Origin of the sequence: Mycobacterium sp. ELW1 (assembly GCF_008329905.1) — a bacterium.
GTDB lineage: Bacteria > Actinomycetota > Actinomycetes > Mycobacteriales > Mycobacteriaceae > Mycobacterium.
The window spans coordinates 2,681,605-2,699,848 of the sequence record NZ_CP032155.1 but is presented as its reverse complement, the minus strand read 5'-3'; the positions used below and the strand labels follow the sequence as shown (position 1 = coordinate 2,699,848).

Below are 18,244 nucleotides of genomic sequence, written 5' to 3'. Positions count from 1 at the left end.
CTCACAAGGGTGCGATTCACGTCACGCGGCAATTCCGGCGCGCCGCACGATGCCACTCTACCGGCGAAAATAGCGTCCTCGACTGGTGCGTGAGGCGCGCGACAGCGCCCACAATTGCATATCCACATCGCATCCGATTCGCGATTGTCGACGCTGCCACATCAATCATGACCAATGGACTCAATTCGAAACCGCGCGAATTCTGCCGGGCGCGACCCATAGTTCGCCGAACAGGATCGGTGGGCCGCGGGTTACCGTTTGGCCCACCATCGACCGCGGTACAGGACGACCCACGTGAGTATCACCCTTCGGCCCGAACGGGCCCTCGACGACGAGCAGCGACGCGGCGCCCCCGCGCGACCGCTCGACGCCGTGTGGGTGGCGGTGTTCGCCACCGCGCTCAGTGCCGCCGGAGCGGCGCGGCCATCGCTGTGGTTCGACGAAGCGGCCACGATCTCGGCTTCCACACGGCCGATACCCGACCTGTGGCGCATGCTCGGCAACATCGACGCCGTTCACGGCCTGTACTACCTGCTCATGCACGGCTGGTTCGCGGTGTTCCCCGCAACCGAGTTCTGGTCGCGGTTCTCCAGTTCCGTCACGGTGGGCTTGGCCGCAGCCGGTGTCGTGGTGCTGGGCCGCGTTCTGTCGACCCGCTCGGTCGCGGTCACCGCAGGTGTGGTTTTCGCCATGCTCCCCCGCGTGACGTGGGCCGGCATGGAAGCCCGGTCCTATGCACTGACCATGGTCGCCGGCATCTGGCTCACGGTGTTGTGTGTGGTCGCGCTGCGCCGCGACCGGCCGAGATGGTGGGTGGGATACGCGGTTCTGGCCATCGCCGCCACGCTGTTGAATGTCTTCTCGATTCTGCTGCTGCCGGTGCACGCGGCGTTGGTCGCGACCATGGCTGAATCCGCGAAGGTGCGGTGGCACTGGGTCCTGACAGCGGCGGCAGTCTGCGCTGCGACGTCCCCGTTCCTGTTCTTCACCCAGACCCAGCTGTTCCAGGTGGGATGGATTTCGTCGCTGAGCGGCCGAACCACCGGAATGATTTTGGTGGAACAGTACTTTGACCGTTCACTACCCATCGCGGCGTTGTGCGCGCTGCTGGGCCTCGCCGGCCTGATGTCGTGGCGGCGGGCCGGGTGGCGCCCGCGATGTCTGGTCGTGATCACCCTGGCGTGGATCGTGCTGCCCACTGTTGCCGTGCTTGGGTATTCGATGCTGCGCGATCCGGTCTACTACCCGCGCTACCTGTCGTTCACCGCTCCCGCCATGGCGCTCATCCTCGGCCTCTGCATCGTGGCGGTCGGTCGCTCTTCCCGCGCGTGGATCACCGCTCTACTCGTGGTGTTCGCAATCGCGGCGACGCCGAATTATCTGGCTCAGCGCGGGCCTTATGCCAAAGAGGGCATGGACTACAGCCAAGTCGCCGACATCATCACCCGGCATGCGGCACAGGGCGATTGCCTCGTGATGGACAACTCGACGGCATGGAAACCCGGCCCGATCCGCCCGCTGATCGCTGCGCGACCCGCAGCGTTCGCCAAGCTGCACGACTACGGCCGTGGCCTGACCGGCATCCAACGAAAAATGCTGTGGGACGGTCACATTGCAGTCTGGATGTGGGCGGACAAGATGACCGACTGCCCGGCGATCTGGACAGTGTCCGAGCACGACAAGTCCCTGCCCCGACACGAGCAGGGACCGGCGCTTCACGCGGGTCCGCGACTCGGGCGGGCGATGGCCTACCAGGTGCCCTACCGATTCGGCTTCCGCATCGTCGAACGCTGGCAGTTCAATTTCGCGCAGGTCACCAAGTCAGTTCGTTGATGCGCCGCCGGATAGCGACGAATGCCGGCACGGATGGCGCCGACCACCGCACAAGCCTTGCTGGGCAGTGATTTTCGGCTGCCCACCGATCTGGGCGAGCCGCGGGGCTACTATCCGGCTGAAGAGAAAGCGAGCGCCGATGCCCGCACCGACCGAAAACCTCACTGTGCGACTGCGTGACGGGCGGTCGGTGTGTTACGCGCAGTACGGCGCACCCGACGGCGAGGTCGTCGTCAACGCCCACGGCGGACTGGCTTGCCGGCTGGATGTGGCCGCCGCTGACGCCGCCGCACGCACTGCCGGCGTCCGGTTGATCTCGCCGGACCGGCCCGGAATCGGTGGATCCGACGCGCAGCCCGGCCGCACCCTCCTGGACTGGGTCGACGACGTGGCCGACCTGATGGACCAGCTCGGCGTCGGGCGCTTCGCCGGGATGGGTTGGTCGATGGGTGGCCAGTACGCGGCCGCGCTCGCCTGGGCGCTGCCCGACCGGGTGCGGCGGGTGGCGATCGTCGCCGGGGCGCTGCCGCTGACCGAGCCGGGAGTGTTCGCGCGACTGCCGGCGTTCGACCGGATCTACACCCGGCTGTCACAACGCGCGCCGTGGCTGGTCACACCGTGCTTCGCCGCGATGGCGCTGGCCGCGCGGCGGGCGCCCGCACTATATGGGCGCCTCGCTGCCGGTCAGCTGGGCGCGGCGGATGCCGCCGTGTTGCGTGACGAGGGCTACGAGGAGTTCGCCCGGATGTCCGCCGAAGCCCTGCGCCGACCCGACGGTGTGGCCGAGGACTACCGCGCCTGGATGCGACCGTGGGGGTTCGCTCCCGAACAGATCACCGTGCCGACCGACGTCTGGGGCGGTCAGCAAGACGAACTGGTCGACCACGCCTGGCCGCCCGAGCTGGCCCGCCGCATTCCCGGCGCGACCCTGCACGAGCGACCCGGCGGGCACTTCCTGGCTCACCTCTACTACCCGGCGATCTTCGCGAGCTTGCTCGGCAACGGTTGATCCCCGAGTCGCTTCGCTCCTGCCCGCCGGCTGGTTGATCCCCGAGTCGCTTCGCGGGGTCAGTTACCGAACCAGCGGTTCGCCGGCGGCAGTTCGGTGCCCAGCAGGGCCCCGGCCGGCGCACCGGATTCGGTTCCCGCCTTCGCCGACCAGCCCGTGCCCACACACAGCAGGTCACGCGGCGTCGAGATGGTCGACGGCAGCGGAATCCCGAAGCCCGGGATGCCGGGGATCGTGATCTGCGGCGGCGAGAGCAGCGTCGCGACACCTTGCGCCATCGTCGGCAGCAGCTGCGCGGGAGGCGTGGGCAGGGTGCCCGCGGCGTCGGAGATCGGCGCCGACGGGATCAGGGTTCCGAGGCCACCCGGTGTGGGTCCGATGTAGCTACCCGGACCACCCGGCAGCACCGTCGGCGGGGTCGGCGGGGTCGCCACACGATTGCCACCCGGCGTACCCGGCACCGCGGCAGGCGGGGTCGGGAGTCCGGCCCCTCCGCCGCCACCGGGACCACCCGGCACCGCTGCGGGCGGCGTCCCCGGCGTCACGATGTTGTTGGTGAACGGGGTGCCCGGCACCGCGGCAGGCGGAGTGGGCAGACCGGCGCCGCCACCGCCTCCCGGACCACCCGGAACGGCACCCGGAGGCGTCGGCAACCCACTGCCACCGCCACCACCCGGACCACCCGGAACGGCACCCGGAGGCGTCGGCAACCCACTGCCACCGCCACCACCCGGACCACCCGGGACCGCACCCGGAGGCGTCGGAACTCCACCACCGCCGCCACCACCCGGACCGCCGGGAACAGCGGCCGGCGGAGTCGGGATGCCGGAACCACCACCAGCGTCAGCGGCCGCGGGCAGCGCCGCCGGCGGGGCGGGCACACCGGCTGCGGCAGCGGCGATGTCGGCCGCGGGTACACCGGCCGACGGTGCGACGACACCCGAGGCGTCGGCGACCGGCGCGCCCACAGCGCCACCAGCTCCGGCAGCGCCTGCGCCACCACCGCCACCAGCCCCGGCTCCAGCGGCTGCGAGCCCGGAATTGTCGGAGACCGCGGCGGCCGGCACTCCGGCTGCTCCGGCGTTGTCTGTGATCGGTGCCGCGGGAACAGCGGCGCCGGCGTTGTCGGTGATCGGCGCGGCCGGGACGCCGGCGGGGCCGGGAATGCCGCCACCTTCGCCGACCGGTACGCCGGGCACGCCGGCCGGAGGCGTCGGCACACCGCCGCCGGTGCCACCACCGGGACCACCCGGGACGGCGGCCGGAGGCGTCGGCAATCCACCACCGGTACCTTCGCCGGGGCCACCGGGAACTGCGCCCGGAGGCGTCGGCAGACCGCCACCGGTGCCTTCACCGGGCGTACCGGGAACCGCAGCGGGCGGGGTCGGCAGACCGCCACCGGTGCCCTCACCGGGTGTACCGGGAACCGCAGCCGGCGGAGTCGAGCCGGTCTCGACGAGGTTGGCTCCGGGCGTACCGGGGACCGCGGCCGGCGGGGTCGGCAGACCGCCACCGGTGCCCTCACCGGGCGCGCCGGGAACCGCAGCCGGCGGAGTCGGAAGCGATTCGTCGCCAGGGGTTCCCGGTGTTCCGGGGATCACCTGCGGCGGCGTCGGCGGGATCTCCATGCCGGGGGTTCCCGGGGTGCCGGGCACCGCGACCGGAGTCCCCGGCACATTCACGTTGACCGGGACGCCGGGGCCACCCGGGACCGCGGCGGGCGGGGTGACGAGTCCCGGGGTCGACGCCGCGCTGGGCACACCCGGCAGGGTGACCGGCGGAGTTCCCGGAACGTTGAGCATGCCGCCGCCGAGCGGGACGCCCGGCACCGAAGCTCCTGGCGGCGGCAGCGTGCCGGACGCATCGTTGATCACGTTGCCGGGAACCGCGGACGGTGGAACCGGCGGCGTGTTGACGGTGACCTGGTTCGAGCCGCCGGGGACGCCGGGCACCTCGGCAGGAGGCGTTGTCACAGAGCCGTTCACGTCGCCACCGGGGACCGCCGCCGGCGGAACCGGCGGGGTTCCACCGGAGCCAGGGATCGACCCACCGGGGACCTCGGCCGGCGGAACCGGCGGAGTCACAACGGATTCGGGCACAACATCGCCCGGGACCGCGGCCGGCGGAACCGGCGGGGTCCCACCGCCACCGCCACCGGGAACACCCGGAACACCGGCAGGCGGAGTACCTGGGAAGTCGCCACCACCGCCACCGGGAACTCCCGGAACGCCAGCGGGCGGAGTACCCGGGACGTCGCCACCACCGCCACCGGGAACACCCGGAACGCCAGCGGGCGGAGTACCCGGGAAGTCGCCACCACCGCCACCGGGGATGCCCGGCACGCCGGCGGGCGGCCCGGGCGGGACCGCGCCGCCACCGGGGACAGCGGCGGGAGGAGCTGCGGCCGGCGGCGCGGGCGCCAGACCGGAGGCGTCGGCGAGCGGGGCGGCCGGAACACCGGCCGGGGCGGGAGGAACGAGTCCGTTGGCATCAGAGATCGGAGCACCGGCATCGCCGGCACCGGCAGGCAGAGCGCCGGGCGCGCCGGGTCCACCGGCACCCGAGCCTCCGCCGGCGCCGCCGCCGCCTGGGCCGCCGGCACCGCCACCGGGCGCACCGGCTCCGCCACCACCGGGCAGACCGGCTGCCGCGTCGCTCACCGGGGCGCCGGCCGCGCCGGCACCGCCGTTGGGCACGCCCGCGGCGTCACTGATGGGAGCGCTGGGAACACCTCCGGGCGGGGTGGGGATGCCGCCACCGCCACCACCGGGAGGAGTACCGGGAACGCCACCGGGCACACCCGGAATACCGCCACCGCCACCACCAGGAGGAGTACCGGGAACGCCACCGGGCACACCCGGAATACCGCCACCGCCACCACCAGGAGGAGTACCGGGAACGCCACCGGGCACACCCGGAATACCGCCACCGCCACCACCAGGAGGTGTGCCAGGAACGCCGAGCGGCGTACCGGGAACACCCCCACCGCCGGGAACGCCGGGAGCGCCGGGAACCGCGGCGGGCGGTGTCGGGATGCCGCGTGTCGTGCTGGTCCCGGGCGCGCCGGGGACGGACGCGGGCGGGACGGTCACGCCGCCGGTGCCGGGCATCCCGGGCGAACCGGGCGCGCTGGCCGGTGGGACGCGAATGGTGCCGGGTACGGTCGCGGGCGGAATGGGGCCACCGGCGGTCGGCGGGTTGTTCGTGAACAGCGTGTTCGACGTGCCGGGGATGCCCTGGGACAGATCGGGCGGCGTCGTCAGGCCTTGGTGGAGGATGCCCATGCACGGAACACCGGGGCTGCCGAAGTCGGCGACCGCACGGGCGCTGAACAGCGGAGCTGTCCAGAAAAACCCGGCCGTCGCCATGGCAGTGACCGCCGCCACGCGAGAGGTGGTCCGAGACATCATTTCCCCGTTTCTGTGAGAGGCCTGCCAGGGAAACTACAGACGTGTAAGTACCGATCCGGGCAGCCATTCAGGGGGTTACCGAACTGTTGCTAACCAGTGTTGCCGCGGTTACCCCGGCGACAATTTGATCGCGCAAACACTCGCTGAACTGCGGGCGCGCGGTGAACCGGATCAGGACTTGCGGGCGCGCTTGAACACCTTGTCGAGATCCTTGCCGCTGACGCCTCTTCGTTGGGCCTGTTGGACCTTGTGCAGCACGAGCGGGCAGCGCTTGCAGCGTGGCGTGCTTCGACAGCACTTCTTCTTCGACTTCGCCACGGCAGGCAACGGTACAGAGATCAAGATCAGAGCGAGTGACGGGATTCGAACCCGTGTAAACGGCTTTGCAGGCCGGTGCCTAGCCACTCAGCCACACCCGCGTGTCAGGCCATACTTTTCCACCGCGGCTGCGACTCGCCCATCTTTTGGCTCAGCCTGATTGCTGCCCGGGCCGCCGCAGGGCGAATACGGTGACGACATGCAGATCTGGTTGGCCGACCCGCCGTTGCTCGGCGGTCCCGGACAGGGCACCCGGCAGATCGTCGAACTCCTGATCGCCTTCGGGCTGACCGCCTTGATCGGCCTGGAGCGCGAGATTCACGGCAAGAGCGCCGGCCTGCGTACCCAGGCGATCGTCGGCACGGCATCGGCGCTGATCCTGATCGTCAGCAAGTACGGCTTCTTCGACGTGCTGACCCCGGGACTGGTCGAGGTCGACCCGTCGCGGGTGGCCGCCCAGATCGTCTCCGGCATCGGCTTCCTCGGCGCCGGGTTGATCATCACCCGCCAAGGCGCCGTGCACGGGCTGACCACGGCGGCAGCGATCTGGGAGTGCGCGGCCATCGGCATGGCCGCCGCCGCGGGACTGGTGAAGCTCGCGATCGTCGTCACGATCCTTCACTTCGTGATCGTCCTGGGCTTCAACCCGCTCAGCAGACGTCTCACCGCGCGGCTGGCCGGCTCGGTGCGCCTGCGGGTCACCTACGACGTTGACCGCGGCGTGCTGACCCGCATCCTCGCCACCTGTGAAAAGCACCAGTGGAGCCTGACCGAGCTGAGTACCGACAGCGACGGCGGTGTCATGTTGACGTTGTCGGGCACCCAAATCCTGCGCGCCCCAACCACAGTCGCAGCGATAGCCGGCGTCACCGGGGTGCACCGGCTCGACGAGAAGGACGAGTAGGCCTCAGTCCGCCCGGCCGCGCCCAGATCGGTAGGAGGCCACCACGCCCACTCCCGCCAGAACAGCGAACGCACCGAACATCAGCCGGCTCGCGCTCGCATCGGGCGCAAGCCGCAGATTCACCACGACACCGGCCATCCCCGCGCCGAACGCGCCGCACATCAGCTGCACGGTGTTGATCGCGGCCGCGGCCACCGCCTGCTGAGGCGCGTCGTCGACCACCGAGCCCATCGCCCAGGCCGAGAGATGCGGCCACGCCATCCCGATGCCGCACCCCGTGATCGCCAGCGCAACCGCCCACAGGGCTACGACTGTTGTTGGCGCACTGTCGGTTTGGGTCACCGCCGCCAGCGTCAGACCCGCAGCCATCACCACTGGGGCGATCGCCACCACCCGCACCGTGATCCGGACATTGGTGATCGACGCGCTGGCAATCTCCCCGACCGTCCAGCCCACCGACAGAGCCGCGCCCAGGAAACCCGCCACGACCGGGGCCAGCCCACCCAGCCGCTGACCGAACAGCGGCACGTACATGTCCACCATCGTGGCCGCCATCAACAAGCCCAGGGTCAGGTAGATCCACTTCAACGGCCCCGGCTCGAATGCTTTGCGCGGCAGTACGGCAGCCGAAGCCCGGCGGTCGACGACAATGAACACCGCCACCAGCACCGCACCAACGGCCAGCAGTCCCCCGATGACGCCTGCGCTGTGCGGAATCACCGCCGCGCTGACCGTCAGCGCTGCCACACCGAGAAGCAGCAACGACCACACCGGAATTCGCGTCCGAGGTGGCTGATGGTCGGTGTCGGCCCGGGCCGGCAACGCCAGCGGCACCAGTAGACTCATCGCCACTGCTAGAACCGCAAGCAATCCGAATCCGCCTCGCCACAAGCCGAATTGGGCGAACAGGCCACCAGTGGCCGGACCCACCAGGGTGCCGACTCCCCACATCGCCGAGACCACCGCCGAAGCGCGGGTCCACAACCGGTCGGGCAGCGCCGCACTGATCACCGCATAGCCGAGACCGGCCAGCACACCACCGGCCAAGCCCTGGACCACCCGCCCGGCGAGAAGCAGCGGCATCGTCGGCGCCAGCGTGCACAGCGCACTGCCCCCTGCGAAGGACAGCAACGCGCCCAGATACGCCGCGCGCGGGCCGAATCGCGTCAGAATCGGTCCCACCGTCGTCGCCGCGGTCACCGACGCGACCAGGTACACCGTCGTCACCCAGGCGTAGAGCCGCTCACCACCGATGTCGGCGACGGCGCTCGGAAGCAGACTGATGGTGATGAATTCGTTGATGGCATAGATCGCCACACCACCGGCCAGCACGATGACGGCGCCGAGATAGTCACGGCCCAGCAGCTCACGCCAGCTGCCTGCGGCCGATGCGGTCGTCTCGGTCATGGCATCACCGTAAAGGCTCAACCACGGTTGAGCTCAAGCGCGCCCGGCTATTTCAGCCCGGCCGCGTCCATGCCGCGCAATTCCTTCTTCAGATCCGCGATCTCGTCGCGGATCCGGGCGGCCAGCTCGAACTGCAAATCGCGCGCCGCCGTCATCATCTGCGCGGTCAAATCCTTGATCAGGTCCGCGAGTTCGGCCCGCGGCATGTTCGAGGTGTCACGGCCCTCGACGATGCCCGCGCTGACCGCACGTCCCGGTTCGCCCTGCGCCCGCCGACCCCGGGAGGCGTTGCGCCCCGAGCCGCCGACCTCGATCGCTTCGGTGTCGTCGGCCTCCCGGTACACCTGATCCAGGATGTCCGCGATCTTCTTGCGCAGCGGCTGCGGGTCGATGCCGCGCTCTTCGTTGTAAGCGATCTGCTTGGCGCGACGCCGCTCGGTCTCGTCGATGGCTTCCTTCATCGAATCGGTGAGCTTGTCGGCGTACATGTGCACCTCGCCGGACACGTTGCGCGCCGCGCGGCCGATGGTCTGGATCAGGCTTCGGGTCGAGCGCAGGAACCCCTCCTTGTCGGCGTCCAGAATCGCCACCAGGGAGACCTCGGGAAGGTCCAGACCTTCGCGGAGCAGGTTGATACCGACCAGCACGTCGTATTCGCCGAGGCGCAGCTGCCGCAGCAGCTCGACGCGACGCAGCGTGTCGACCTCGGAGTGCAGGTAGCGCACCCGGATGCCCATCTCGAGCAGGTAGTCGGTGAGGTCCTCGGCCATCTTCTTGGTCAGGGTGGTGACCAGGACCCGCTCGTCGCGTTCGGTGCGGGCCCGGATCTCGCCGATCAGGTCATCGATCTGGCCCTTGGTCGGCTTGACCACGACCTTCGGATCGAGCAGGCCGGTCGGGCGGATCACCTGCTCGACGAACTCACCACTGGTCTGGCTGAGCTCATAGGGTCCCGGTGTCGCCGACAGGTAGACCGTCTGCCCGATCCGGTCGGCGAACTCTTCCCAGGTCAGGGGCCGGTTGTCCACGGCCGACGGCAGCCGGAAGCCGAACTCGACGAGGTTGCGCTTGCGGGACATATCGCCCTCGTACATGCCGCCGATCTGCGGGACGGTGACGTGGGACTCGTCGATCACCAGCAGGAAGTCCTCGGGGAAGTAGTCCAGCAGCGTCGCGGGGGCCGACCCGGCCGGCCGGCCGTCGATGTGGCGCGAATAGTTCTCGATGCCAGAGCAGAAGCCGACCTGGCGCATCATCTCGATGTCGTAGTTGGTGCGCATCCGCAACCGCTGGGCTTCGAGCAGCTTGCCCTGGTTCTCCAGCTCAGCCAGCCGCTCCGCCAGCTCCTGCTCGATCGTCGAGATGGCGATTGCCATCCGCTCCGGACCCGCCACGTAGTGGGTGGCCGGGAAAATCCGCAGCGAGTCGACCTGGCGGACCACGTCGCCGGTCAGCGGATGCAGGTAGTACAGCGCCTCGATCTCGTCACCGAAGAACTCGATGCGCACCGCCAGCTCCTCGTAGGACGGGATGATCTCGACGGTGTCGCCGCGCACGCGGAACGAACCACGGGTGAAGGACAGGTCGTTGCGGGTGTACTGGACGTCGACGAGCAGCCGCAGCAGGCCGTCCCGGGGTACTTCGGTGCCGACCTCCAATTCGACCGAGCGGTCGAGGTACGACTGCGGGGTACCGAGGCCGTAGATGCACGACACCGACGCGACGACGACGACATCGCGTCGGGACAGCAGACTCGACGTCGCCGAGTGGCGCAACCGCTCCACGTCGTCGTTGATCGAGCTGTCCTTCTCGATGTAGGTGTCCGTCTGGGCGATGTACGCCTCAGGCTGGTAGTAGTCGTAGTACGAAACGAAGTATTCAACGGCGTTGTGCGGCAACATCTCCCGCAACTCGTTGGCAAGCTGGGCGGCCAGCGTCTTGTTCGGCGCCATCACCAGCGTGGGCCGCTGCAGCCGTTCGATCAGCCACGCCGTGGTCGCGGACTTACCGGTGCCCGTCGCGCCGAGCAGCACGACGTCGCGCTCCCCCGACCTGATCCGGCGCTCCAGTTCCTCGATCGCGGCGGGCTGGTCACCGGCGGGCTCGTACTCACTGACCACCTCGAACTCGGCGCCGCTGCGCACCAGGCCAGTCACGGCGTCGGCGGCAGGCCGGTACTCCGAGTGAGCGATCACCGGGTGTTCGGTAGCGAATGCCATGTCCCCAGGTTAAGCGTCCCCACCGACACATTCATTCCTCGTTACGCTTGCGCGGTGACGGTCCATCCGCCCAAGCAGGAAACGTTCGACCTGGTCGGCTACACGAACACCGACCCCAAGGGCATCGTGCGGGCGGTGGACCAATACGCGGTCACCCCGTGGGGTCTGTACATGGCGCGGCCCACTCCCGGCCGCGCCCAGTTCCACTATCTGGAGTCGTGGCTGTTGCCGTCGCTGGGGCTGCGGGCCAATGTCTTCCATTTCAACCCCGGCTACGAGCGGCCGCAGGACTACTACCTCGACATCGGCGTGATCACGGTCGGCGACACCGCCTGGCATGCCGAGGACCACTACCTGGACCTGGTGGTCTACGCCGGTGACCGCACCGACCTCATCGACACCGACGAACTGTTCGCCGCGCACCGCGACGGTCTGCTGACCACCGAGACCGCGGAGGCTGCCCTGCAGTGCGTCGTCGTCGCCGTCGAGGGATTGGCCCGGCACGACCACGACCTCAATGCGTGGCTTTCCAGCGAGGGAATGACACTGACCTGGCGTTGATCGTTGTCCTGCGGGGCAACGAATCGGCAGTCCCGTACCGGACGGGTAGTCTGCCTAGCTATGAGCTCCACCACGCGCGGATGGCTGAGCATCGTCGCCTCGGCCACCCTGGTCGTGGGTTCTCAGTTAACGGCGGCTACCGCACTGGCCGACCCCGATCCCGCGCCGCCGCCGACGCCCGCGGCCTCCGATGACGCGAACCCGCAGTTGCTCCACAACATCACCTACCGGGCCCGGGCGGACGGCACCTCGCGCGGGGCGGTGGTCGCGTACAAGATCGATGACAACAACGTCAACAGCGACCAACCCACGCTGCTGCCGGGGATGACCTTCGAGGTGAACACGGTTCTGCACGATCCCAAGAAGGCCGGCATGGAGCTGTCCATCCAGTGGCCCTACGGATCGAATCTGCACTGCGAGATCCTGGTGGACGACCAGATCGTGGCGCAGGCTGACCAGTTCATCGCCCCCCGACTGTTCCGCCCCAAGGATGACCCGCTGTACGGCACCATCCAGTGCGGCGCGCCCCTGGATACGCCCGCCCCGAACGCCGCGCCCCCGCCCGCCCCTGCCCCGGCGGCGGAACCGACGACCTAAAGTCCGCGATCGCCGATACTCTGGGCACGTGCAGAAACCCGATCGTGTCGCCGAGGCCGGCGCGTGGCTGTTGGAAAACGGCCACCGGATGGTGCTCGCGCTCACCGGCGGCCGCTACCCGCGCACGGTGATGGGCATGTTGACCGTCGAATTGCACACCGTCGGCCGTAAATCCGGGAAGCCGTACGCCAACCTTTTGACGTCGCCGGTTCACGACAACGAGCGCATCGTCGTCGTGGCGTCCAAGGGCGGGCACCAGGATCACCCCGACTGGTACAAGAACGCGATGGCCAACCCGGAGGTCGCCGTGACCGTTGACGGCGCGACGGTCCCGATGCTGGCCCGCTCGGCCAGCCCGGCGGAACGGGCCGAGTTGTGGCCCCGAGTCGTCAAGGCCTACAAGGGATATGCGGGCTACCAGCGCAACACATCGCGCGAAATACCGTTGCTGATCCTGGAGCGCCGCCGAGCGACCCGATAGTCAGACGGCCGGCGTCCAGCCGGTCGTCTCGGCCCATTCCCATGCCCGGCGGTACGCATCGAGAAACCACGGCTCCTTCGCCTCGGCGTAGGCCCCGATGTCCGCGTGCTGAGCCGCGGAATGTTTGACCGCCAGGTAGTCGACCCGCACGCCGGGGTTGGCCTTGAGCCAGTCCACGAACAGCAGCGCAAACCGCTGATTGGGCCAACCGTCCACCCGGATGTGCACGTTGGTGGGCCGGCCCGGGTCACCGGACGCGTGGAAACGCTTGTGCCACAAGGCCGGATCGGTACCCGCTTTCGGCACGTCAGAGGTGATCGCGTCGACGCGGGGATACCCGGCCCGGAGTAAGTCTTCGGCGAGTTCGTCGGCGACCTCCAGCGAGGCGACCGTCACCTGGACGTCGATGACGTCCTTGGCATCCATGCCGGGCACCGCCGTCGACCCGATGTGGTCGATCCGCACCGCCCGGTGCCCGCAGGTGGTGTTGAGCCGGGCCAGGATTCGTCGGGCCTGATCGGGCCACCTGGGATCGGCCGGCACCACCGTGGTTGGACTCGGCGCCGGGGTACGGGTGGTGAGGTTGTGCGCGAACGGCAGAATTCGCTGGTACCACAGCTCACGCGCCTGCTCGACGAGCTGCCCGGAACTGCCGGAATTGTCCAACCAGACGTCGGCGACCAGTCTTCGTTGCTCCTCGGTGGCCTGCGCGGCGATCCGGGCCCTGGCGTCAGCCTCGGAGAAGCCGCGGTATTCGATCAGCCGCTTGACCCGCACCTCGGGGTCGGCGTGCACGATGATGACCAGCGGGAACATCGGCGCCATCTGCGACTCGACCAGCAGCGGGATGTCCTCGACGATCACGGCATCCTCCCCCGCCGCGGCGATCAGCTCCGAGCGCCGGGTCGCCACCAGCGGGTGGACGATGCCGTTCAGGGTCTGCCGCTTCTCCTCGTCGCTGAACGCGATCCCCGCCAGAGCCGGGCGGTTCAGCGCGCCGTCCGGAAGCAGGATCTGCGACCCGAACGCGTCGACCAGCTTGGCCAGGCCTTCGGTGCCAGGCTCGACGACCTCGCGGGAGATGACGTCACCATCGACGACGATGCCGCCACATTCAGAGAACGTGGCGGACACCGTCGACTTGCCGGCGCCGATACCGCCGGTGAGTCCAATACGCAGCACTGCACCAGTCTTTCAGGCGCCCGAGACGACGAACGCCCCGGCTCGGGTGAGCCGGGGCGTTCAATCGTGGATTACTTAGGCGTTACCTGCCAGCTTCTCGCGCAGAGCCGCAAGCTGAGCATCGCTGGCCAGTGAACCACCGGCCGACTCACCCGAGCTCGACGAGGAAGACGACGACGAGCCGTTACCGGCCGGGCGCTCGGCCGCCTCGGCCTCAGCCTTGGCGAACTTCTCCATCTGCGCGGTGTGCATCTTGTGCCGGCGCTCGGCCTCGGCGTAGCGGGCCTCCCACTCGGTGCGCTGCTTGTCGAAGCCCTCGAGCCATTCGTTGGTGTCGGCGTCGAAGCCCTCCGGGAAGATGTAGTTGCCCGCATCGTCGTAGCTGTCGGCCATGCCGTACTTCGAGGGGTCGAACTCCTCGGTGTAGTCCTCGTTGGCCTGCTTGAGGCTCAGCGAGATGCGGCGGCGCTCCAGGTCGATGTCGATGACCTTGACCATGGCGTCGTCGCCGACCTGCACGACCTGATCCGGCACCTCGACGTGGCGCTCAGCCAGCTCGGAGATGTGCACCAGACCTTCGATGCCCTCTTCGACACGGACGAACGCACCGAACGGCACCAGCTTGGTGACCTTGCCGGGCACGATCTGGCCGATGGCGTGGGTGCGGGCGAAGTGGCGCCACGGATCTTCCTGAGTCGCCTTGAGCGACAACGAAACCCGCTCGCGGTCCATGTCCACGTCGAGCACCTCGACGGTGACCTCGTCGCCCACCTGAACCACCTCGGACGGGTGATCGATGTGCTTCCAGGACAGCTCGGACACGTGCACCAGGCCGTCGACGCCGCCGAGATCGACGAACGCGCCGAAGTTGACGATCGAGGACACGACACCCTTGCGGATGGCGCCCTTCTGCAGCTGGTTGAGGAACTCGCTGCGCACCTCGGACTGGGTCTGCTCCAGCCACGCGCGGCGCGAGAGCACCACGTTGTTGCGGTTCTTGTCCAGCTCGATGATCTTGGCCTCGATCTCCTTGCCGATGTACGGCTGCAGATCGCGGACGCGTCGCATCTCGACCAGCGACGCGGGCAGGAAGCCACGCAGGCCGATGTCGAGGATCAGGCCGCCCTTGACGACCTCGATGACGGTGCCCTTGACGGCCTCGTCCTTCTCCTTGAGCGCCTCGATGGTGCCCCAGGCACGCTCGTACTGAGCGCGCTTCTTGGACAGGATCAGGCGGCCTTCCTTGTCCTCCTTGGTGAGGACGAGGGCTTCCACCTCATCGCCGACGGACACAACCTCATTGGGGTCGACGTCGTGCTTGATGGAGAGCTCGCGGGAGGGGATGACACCCTCGGTCTTGTAGCCGATGTCGAGCAAGACTTCGTCGCGGTCAACCTTGACGATGGTCCCTTCGACGATGTCGCCATCGTTGAAGTATTTGATGGTCTTGTCGATCGCGGCGAGAAAGTCCTCGGCCGAGCCGATGTCGTTGACGGCTACTTGCGGCGAGGTGACGGTGGGACTTGGCATATTGTTGGGTTGCTCCGGACAGGCTTAATCGTAGGGACAGTTCTGTTGGGGATGTATCTGTGGTGCTGTACCCGCAAAGTGCACACAGGTACTGTCCGAGACTACTCGACTAGGCACACGCTGGACAAACCCGGGTCTGTGAGCCCGCTGTGGACGCCCCTTTTCGAATACCCTGCTCAGGTGTCCTACCCCTTCCCGCCGCCGTTGCCCCGGCCGGTCCGCAAGGTCGGCGCCCCGCTGGCGGTGATCATCATTCTCGGCACCGTCGCCGGATTGATCGTGACCCTGCTGACCGCGGTGAATCCGGCCGGCACCGTGATCGGATTCATCCTGGCCACCACGGCGACGACGCTGGTGGTGTTGTCGTATCTGTGGTTGGACCGGTGGGAACCGGAGCCGCCGCGGCTGCTGGTGTTCGCGTTCGTCTGGGGCGCCTCGGTGGCCGTCGTGCTGTCGGTGGGCCTCGAAGTGGTCTTCGACGCCGCGGTGAACACCGGCGGTTCAGAGTCCAGCCCCTTCACCATCGCGGTCGGCGCCCCGCTGATCGAGGAGGCCGCCAAGGGCGCGTTCCTGCTGTTGATGATGACGGGGGTGCGCCGCGCCGAGCTGAACTCGCTGACCGACTGCCTGGTCTATGCAGGCATGACGGCGATCGGCTTCGCCTGGCTGGAGAACATCTTCTACATCGCCGACGGCGGCTCGCTGGGCGATTCCCTGCTGACCGCGGGATTACGTCTCGTGATGGGGCCGTTTGCCCACCCGCTGTTCACGACATTCACCGCAATCGGCGTGCATTTCGCTCTGCAGCAACGCAATTGGTTTGCCAAGGCGGGGTGCGTGGCGCTCGGCTACCTCGCCGCGGTGGTGATGCACGGGCTGTGGAACGGTTCGACGCTGATCGGGGTCGGCGCCTATTTCGGGGTGTATGTGGTGTGGATGATGCCGGTGTTCGCCCTGGCCGTGACGCTCGCGGTACGCAGCCGCCGGCGTGAGCAGCGCGTAGTGGCCGAGAAGCTGCCGGGCATGATCGCCGCCGGTCTGGTGACCCCGGCCGAGGCCGGCTGGCTGGGGTCGATCCGCACCCGCAAGGAGGTCGTGGCCGCCGCCACCCGGTTCGGCGGGCGCCCGGCCGGCCGCGGGGTCAAGAAATTCGCCATCCAGGTTGTCGAGCTGGCGTTCGTCCGCGACCGCATCGACCGTGGCTTCGGCGATGCCCGGGTCTTCGCGCTGCAGCAGCTCGAAGTCGACGGTGTCGTCGCCGCCCGAGCCGCGGCCGGGCCGGCTCTGCACTGGCTGAACCGATACCGGCCGCCGGGCGGTTAGACGGGGACGGTCGCGACGGTGTAGCCGAGGTCTTCGAGAATGCCGAGCTCGACCGCAGTCAGGCGGATTCGACGAACGCCGGTATAGGTGCTCGGACTCATCACCGATCCCGCGAATGTGAAACCGTCCAGGTGACTGGCATCGCCGGACATCGGTACCAACCCGCCGTAGGCCGCGACGGCATTGGGGCCGTCGAAGTATGCGTAGCCACCCGTCACCCACGTGCCGTCGCTTGCGAACAGCTTCGCCCCCGTGCTGTCGGTGAGGTAGCCGTCCAACGTTGACCTGTATCCGCTGTAGGACTGCGACTTGAGCGTGGAGGAGAAGCCCAAGGTGTGCACCAATTCGTGCAGGGCAACGGATTCGAAATCGCTCTCCTGGTAGTCAGGGGTGCCGTCGAACGACCATAGATGACCGGAGTTGAACCAGATGGTGCCGTCAGCCACGGCGCCGTTCTGGTCGACGCCGGTGAGGATCTTGCGCTGCACCACGTTGCCGATGAAGACCTTGTCACTGACCAGGTAGTACGGACTCGCGCCGGTGCCCAGTGTGGTGGACTCGGGCGAGTTCTGAACGGTGACGTGATAGGTGACGGTCACCGGTCGCCCGGCCGACGGCACGATGCGCGACGCCAGAACATCCGCTGCCGCTTGCAACGCATCTCGCGCCGCAGGGGTCCACCACGATTCTGACTGCGGGTCATAGGTGAACGAAAACCTCAGCGGTGGCGTCCCGATCGCATACTGGTTGACCTCCACCGCGGCTTGAGTGCTCGCCCGGCGAAACAAATCCAGGAGGTTGATGTGCGGCCCGACATCCGTTGCCAGCACTGAGAAGGTGTCCGTTCCGGTGAATTTCGGCCCCGGGGTGTAGGTGAACGTACCGTCGGGCGCGATCTCAACGGTGCCGTACATCGGACCCCTGTCGACCAACTGGCCATTCTCGTCGAAGTCCTTGCCCGCCGGGAGCAACTTGTACTTGATCACGTCGCGCTCGGGATCGACCGCACCGATGGTGCCGGTGATCACCCCTTCATGCTCGCCGGTGATTTGAATCGGTTTGACCGTCGGCGGCCTGTTGAAGAAGGTGCGTCGCACCACCAGGGACACGTGGTCGAAAAGGTCCTGGATCGGATTTGCCGACGCGACCGGACGAGACGACGGCGCCGCCGCCCTGGTCGTGGCCGTCGCCCGATTCTGGACCCGCAGCGGCGAGGCCACGCCCGCACGGACGACCGGCCGGGAGACCTCCGATGACTTCTTCTCTGACGCCCTTGCCGCGGACGGAGCACGTCGCGCCACCCCAGTGCCCGGCTTGCTGTGACTGGCCGACGCTGACGGCGAGTCCGCACTGCCGGTCTCAGCGGCGGCGACACCTGCTGTCTGCAACCCAGCCCAGGACAGCCCGGCCATGAATGCCAAAGCGCCGACGCGCGCCTCCCAACCGACCTTCGCCATCAAACCCCCCATT

Annotated in this window: 14 protein-coding genes and 1 tRNA gene; 7 read left to right on the top strand and 8 right to left on the bottom strand. The window is 68.4% G+C overall.

Translation table 11 applies throughout. The features are described from left to right. Window positions 1-294 precede the first annotated feature (294 nt). Both D3H54_RS12555 and D3H54_RS12550 read left to right on the top strand, forming a co-directional pair. Entirely contained in the window at window positions 295-1,833 is a 1,539-nt protein-coding gene (locus tag D3H54_RS12555; RefSeq protein WP_149379317.1) for a glycosyltransferase family 39 protein, read from the top strand. Between the two features lie 139 nt (window positions 1,834-1,972). Continuing rightward, a complete protein-coding gene (locus D3H54_RS12550; RefSeq protein WP_149379316.1) occupies window positions 1,973-2,842 on the top strand; it encodes an alpha/beta fold hydrolase in 870 nt (289 codons plus the stop codon). 59 nt (window positions 2,843-2,901) lie between these two features. Here D3H54_RS12550 and D3H54_RS12545 read toward each other — a convergent pair whose 3' ends face one another. From D3H54_RS12545 to D3H54_RS12540, 3 genes are all read right to left on the bottom strand, one after another. Beyond that, window positions 2,902-6,228, bottom strand: a complete 3,327-nt coding sequence (locus tag D3H54_RS12545) for a hypothetical protein (RefSeq protein ID WP_149379315.1) — start codon at window positions 6,226-6,228, stop codon at window positions 2,902-2,904. 195 nt (window positions 6,229-6,423) lie between these two features. Next, window positions 6,424-6,570: a hypothetical protein gene (locus tag D3H54_RS31195; protein ID WP_168214731.1), complete on the bottom strand. Its 147-nt coding sequence runs from the start codon at window positions 6,568-6,570 to the stop codon at window positions 6,424-6,426. A gap of 30 nt (window positions 6,571-6,600) precedes the next feature. Beyond that, window positions 6,601-6,671: transfer RNA gene (locus tag D3H54_RS12540), tRNA-Cys, on the bottom strand. Window positions 6,672-6,769: 98 nt separating this feature from the next. Between D3H54_RS12540 and D3H54_RS12535 the strand changes: the two genes are divergently transcribed. Beyond that, window positions 6,770-7,474, top strand: a complete 705-nt coding sequence (locus D3H54_RS12535) for an MgtC/SapB family protein (RefSeq protein ID WP_149379314.1) — start codon at window positions 6,770-6,772, stop codon at window positions 7,472-7,474. A gap of 3 nt (window positions 7,475-7,477) precedes the next feature. On the opposite strand, the gene D3H54_RS12530 is transcribed toward D3H54_RS12535, so the two are convergent. Both D3H54_RS12530 and uvrB read right to left on the bottom strand, forming a co-directional pair. After that, window positions 7,478-8,881: an MFS transporter gene (locus D3H54_RS12530; RefSeq protein ID WP_149379313.1), complete on the bottom strand. Its 1,404-nt coding sequence runs from the start codon at window positions 8,879-8,881 to the stop codon at window positions 7,478-7,480. 47 nt (window positions 8,882-8,928) lie between these two features. Further along, window positions 8,929-11,100: an excinuclease ABC subunit UvrB gene (gene uvrB / locus D3H54_RS12525; protein ID WP_149379312.1), complete on the bottom strand. Its 2,172-nt coding sequence runs from the start codon at window positions 11,098-11,100 to the stop codon at window positions 8,929-8,931. Window positions 11,101-11,154: 54 nt separating this feature from the next. Between uvrB and D3H54_RS12520 the strand changes: the two genes are divergently transcribed. From D3H54_RS12520 to D3H54_RS12510, 3 genes are read left to right on the top strand one after another with little or no spacing between them, the layout of a single operon-like run. After that, a complete protein-coding gene (locus tag D3H54_RS12520) occupies window positions 11,155-11,661 on the top strand; it encodes a ribonuclease FAU-1 family protein (RefSeq protein WP_149379311.1) in 507 nt (168 codons plus the stop codon). A gap of 60 nt (window positions 11,662-11,721) precedes the next feature. Further along, window positions 11,722-12,258, top strand: coding sequence for a hypothetical protein (locus D3H54_RS12515; RefSeq protein WP_149379310.1), 537 nt, complete (start codon window positions 11,722-11,724; stop codon window positions 12,256-12,258). Window positions 12,259-12,286: 28 nt separating this feature from the next. Further along, window positions 12,287-12,739 carry a nitroreductase/quinone reductase family protein gene (locus tag D3H54_RS12510; protein WP_149379309.1) on the top strand — a complete coding sequence of 151 codons (453 nt, stop codon included), beginning with the start codon at window positions 12,287-12,289 and terminating at the stop codon, window positions 12,737-12,739. Here the strand turns inward: D3H54_RS12510 and coaE are convergent, their stop codons facing one another. Both coaE and rpsA read right to left on the bottom strand, forming a co-directional pair. Further along, on the bottom strand, window positions 12,740-13,921 hold the full coding sequence (coaE, locus tag D3H54_RS12505; protein WP_149379308.1) for a dephospho-CoA kinase: 1,182 nt from the start codon (window positions 13,919-13,921) through the stop codon (window positions 12,740-12,742). Between the two features lie 75 nt (window positions 13,922-13,996). Further along, window positions 13,997-15,451 (bottom strand): 30S ribosomal protein S1, encoded by a 1,455-nt coding sequence (rpsA, locus tag D3H54_RS12500; protein ID WP_036344752.1) that lies wholly within the window; start codon window positions 15,449-15,451, stop codon window positions 13,997-13,999. Window positions 15,452-15,631: 180 nt separating this feature from the next. On the opposite strand from rpsA, the gene D3H54_RS12495 reads away from it, so the two are divergent. After that, window positions 15,632-16,774 (top strand): PrsW family intramembrane metalloprotease, encoded by a 1,143-nt coding sequence (locus tag D3H54_RS12495; RefSeq protein ID WP_286199220.1) that lies wholly within the window; start codon window positions 15,632-15,634, stop codon window positions 16,772-16,774. Here D3H54_RS12495 and D3H54_RS12490 read toward each other — a convergent pair. After that, complete coding sequence (locus tag D3H54_RS12490) at window positions 16,771-18,231, bottom strand: Ig-like domain-containing protein (RefSeq protein ID WP_149379307.1); 1,461 nt, start codon at window positions 18,229-18,231, stop codon at window positions 16,771-16,773. The genes D3H54_RS12495 and D3H54_RS12490 overlap by 4 nt on opposite strands. Window positions 18,232-18,244: the final 13 nt, after the last annotated feature.

Coding starts and splice junctions, on each gene's coding strand:
- D3H54_RS12530 (WP_149379313.1), bottom strand. CDS start 8,881: ATGACCGAGACGACCGCATCGGCCGCAGGCAGCTGGCGTGAGCTGCTG.
- D3H54_RS12535 (WP_149379314.1), top strand. CDS start 6,770: ATGCAGATCTGGTTGGCCGACCCGCCGTTGCTCGGCGGTCCCGGACAG.
- D3H54_RS12515 (WP_149379310.1), top strand. CDS start 11,722: ATGAGCTCCACCACGCGCGGATGGCTGAGCATCGTCGCCTCGGCCACC.
- D3H54_RS12550 (WP_149379316.1), top strand. CDS start 1,973: ATGCCCGCACCGACCGAAAACCTCACTGTGCGACTGCGTGACGGGCGG.
- rpsA (WP_036344752.1), bottom strand. CDS start 15,451: ATGCCAAGTCCCACCGTCACCTCGCCGCAAGTAGCCGTCAACGACATC.
- uvrB (WP_149379312.1), bottom strand. CDS start 11,100: ATGGCATTCGCTACCGAACACCCGGTGATCGCTCACTCGGAGTACCGG.
- D3H54_RS12490 (WP_149379307.1), bottom strand. CDS start 18,231: ATGGCGAAGGTCGGTTGGGAGGCGCGCGTCGGCGCTTTGGCATTCATG.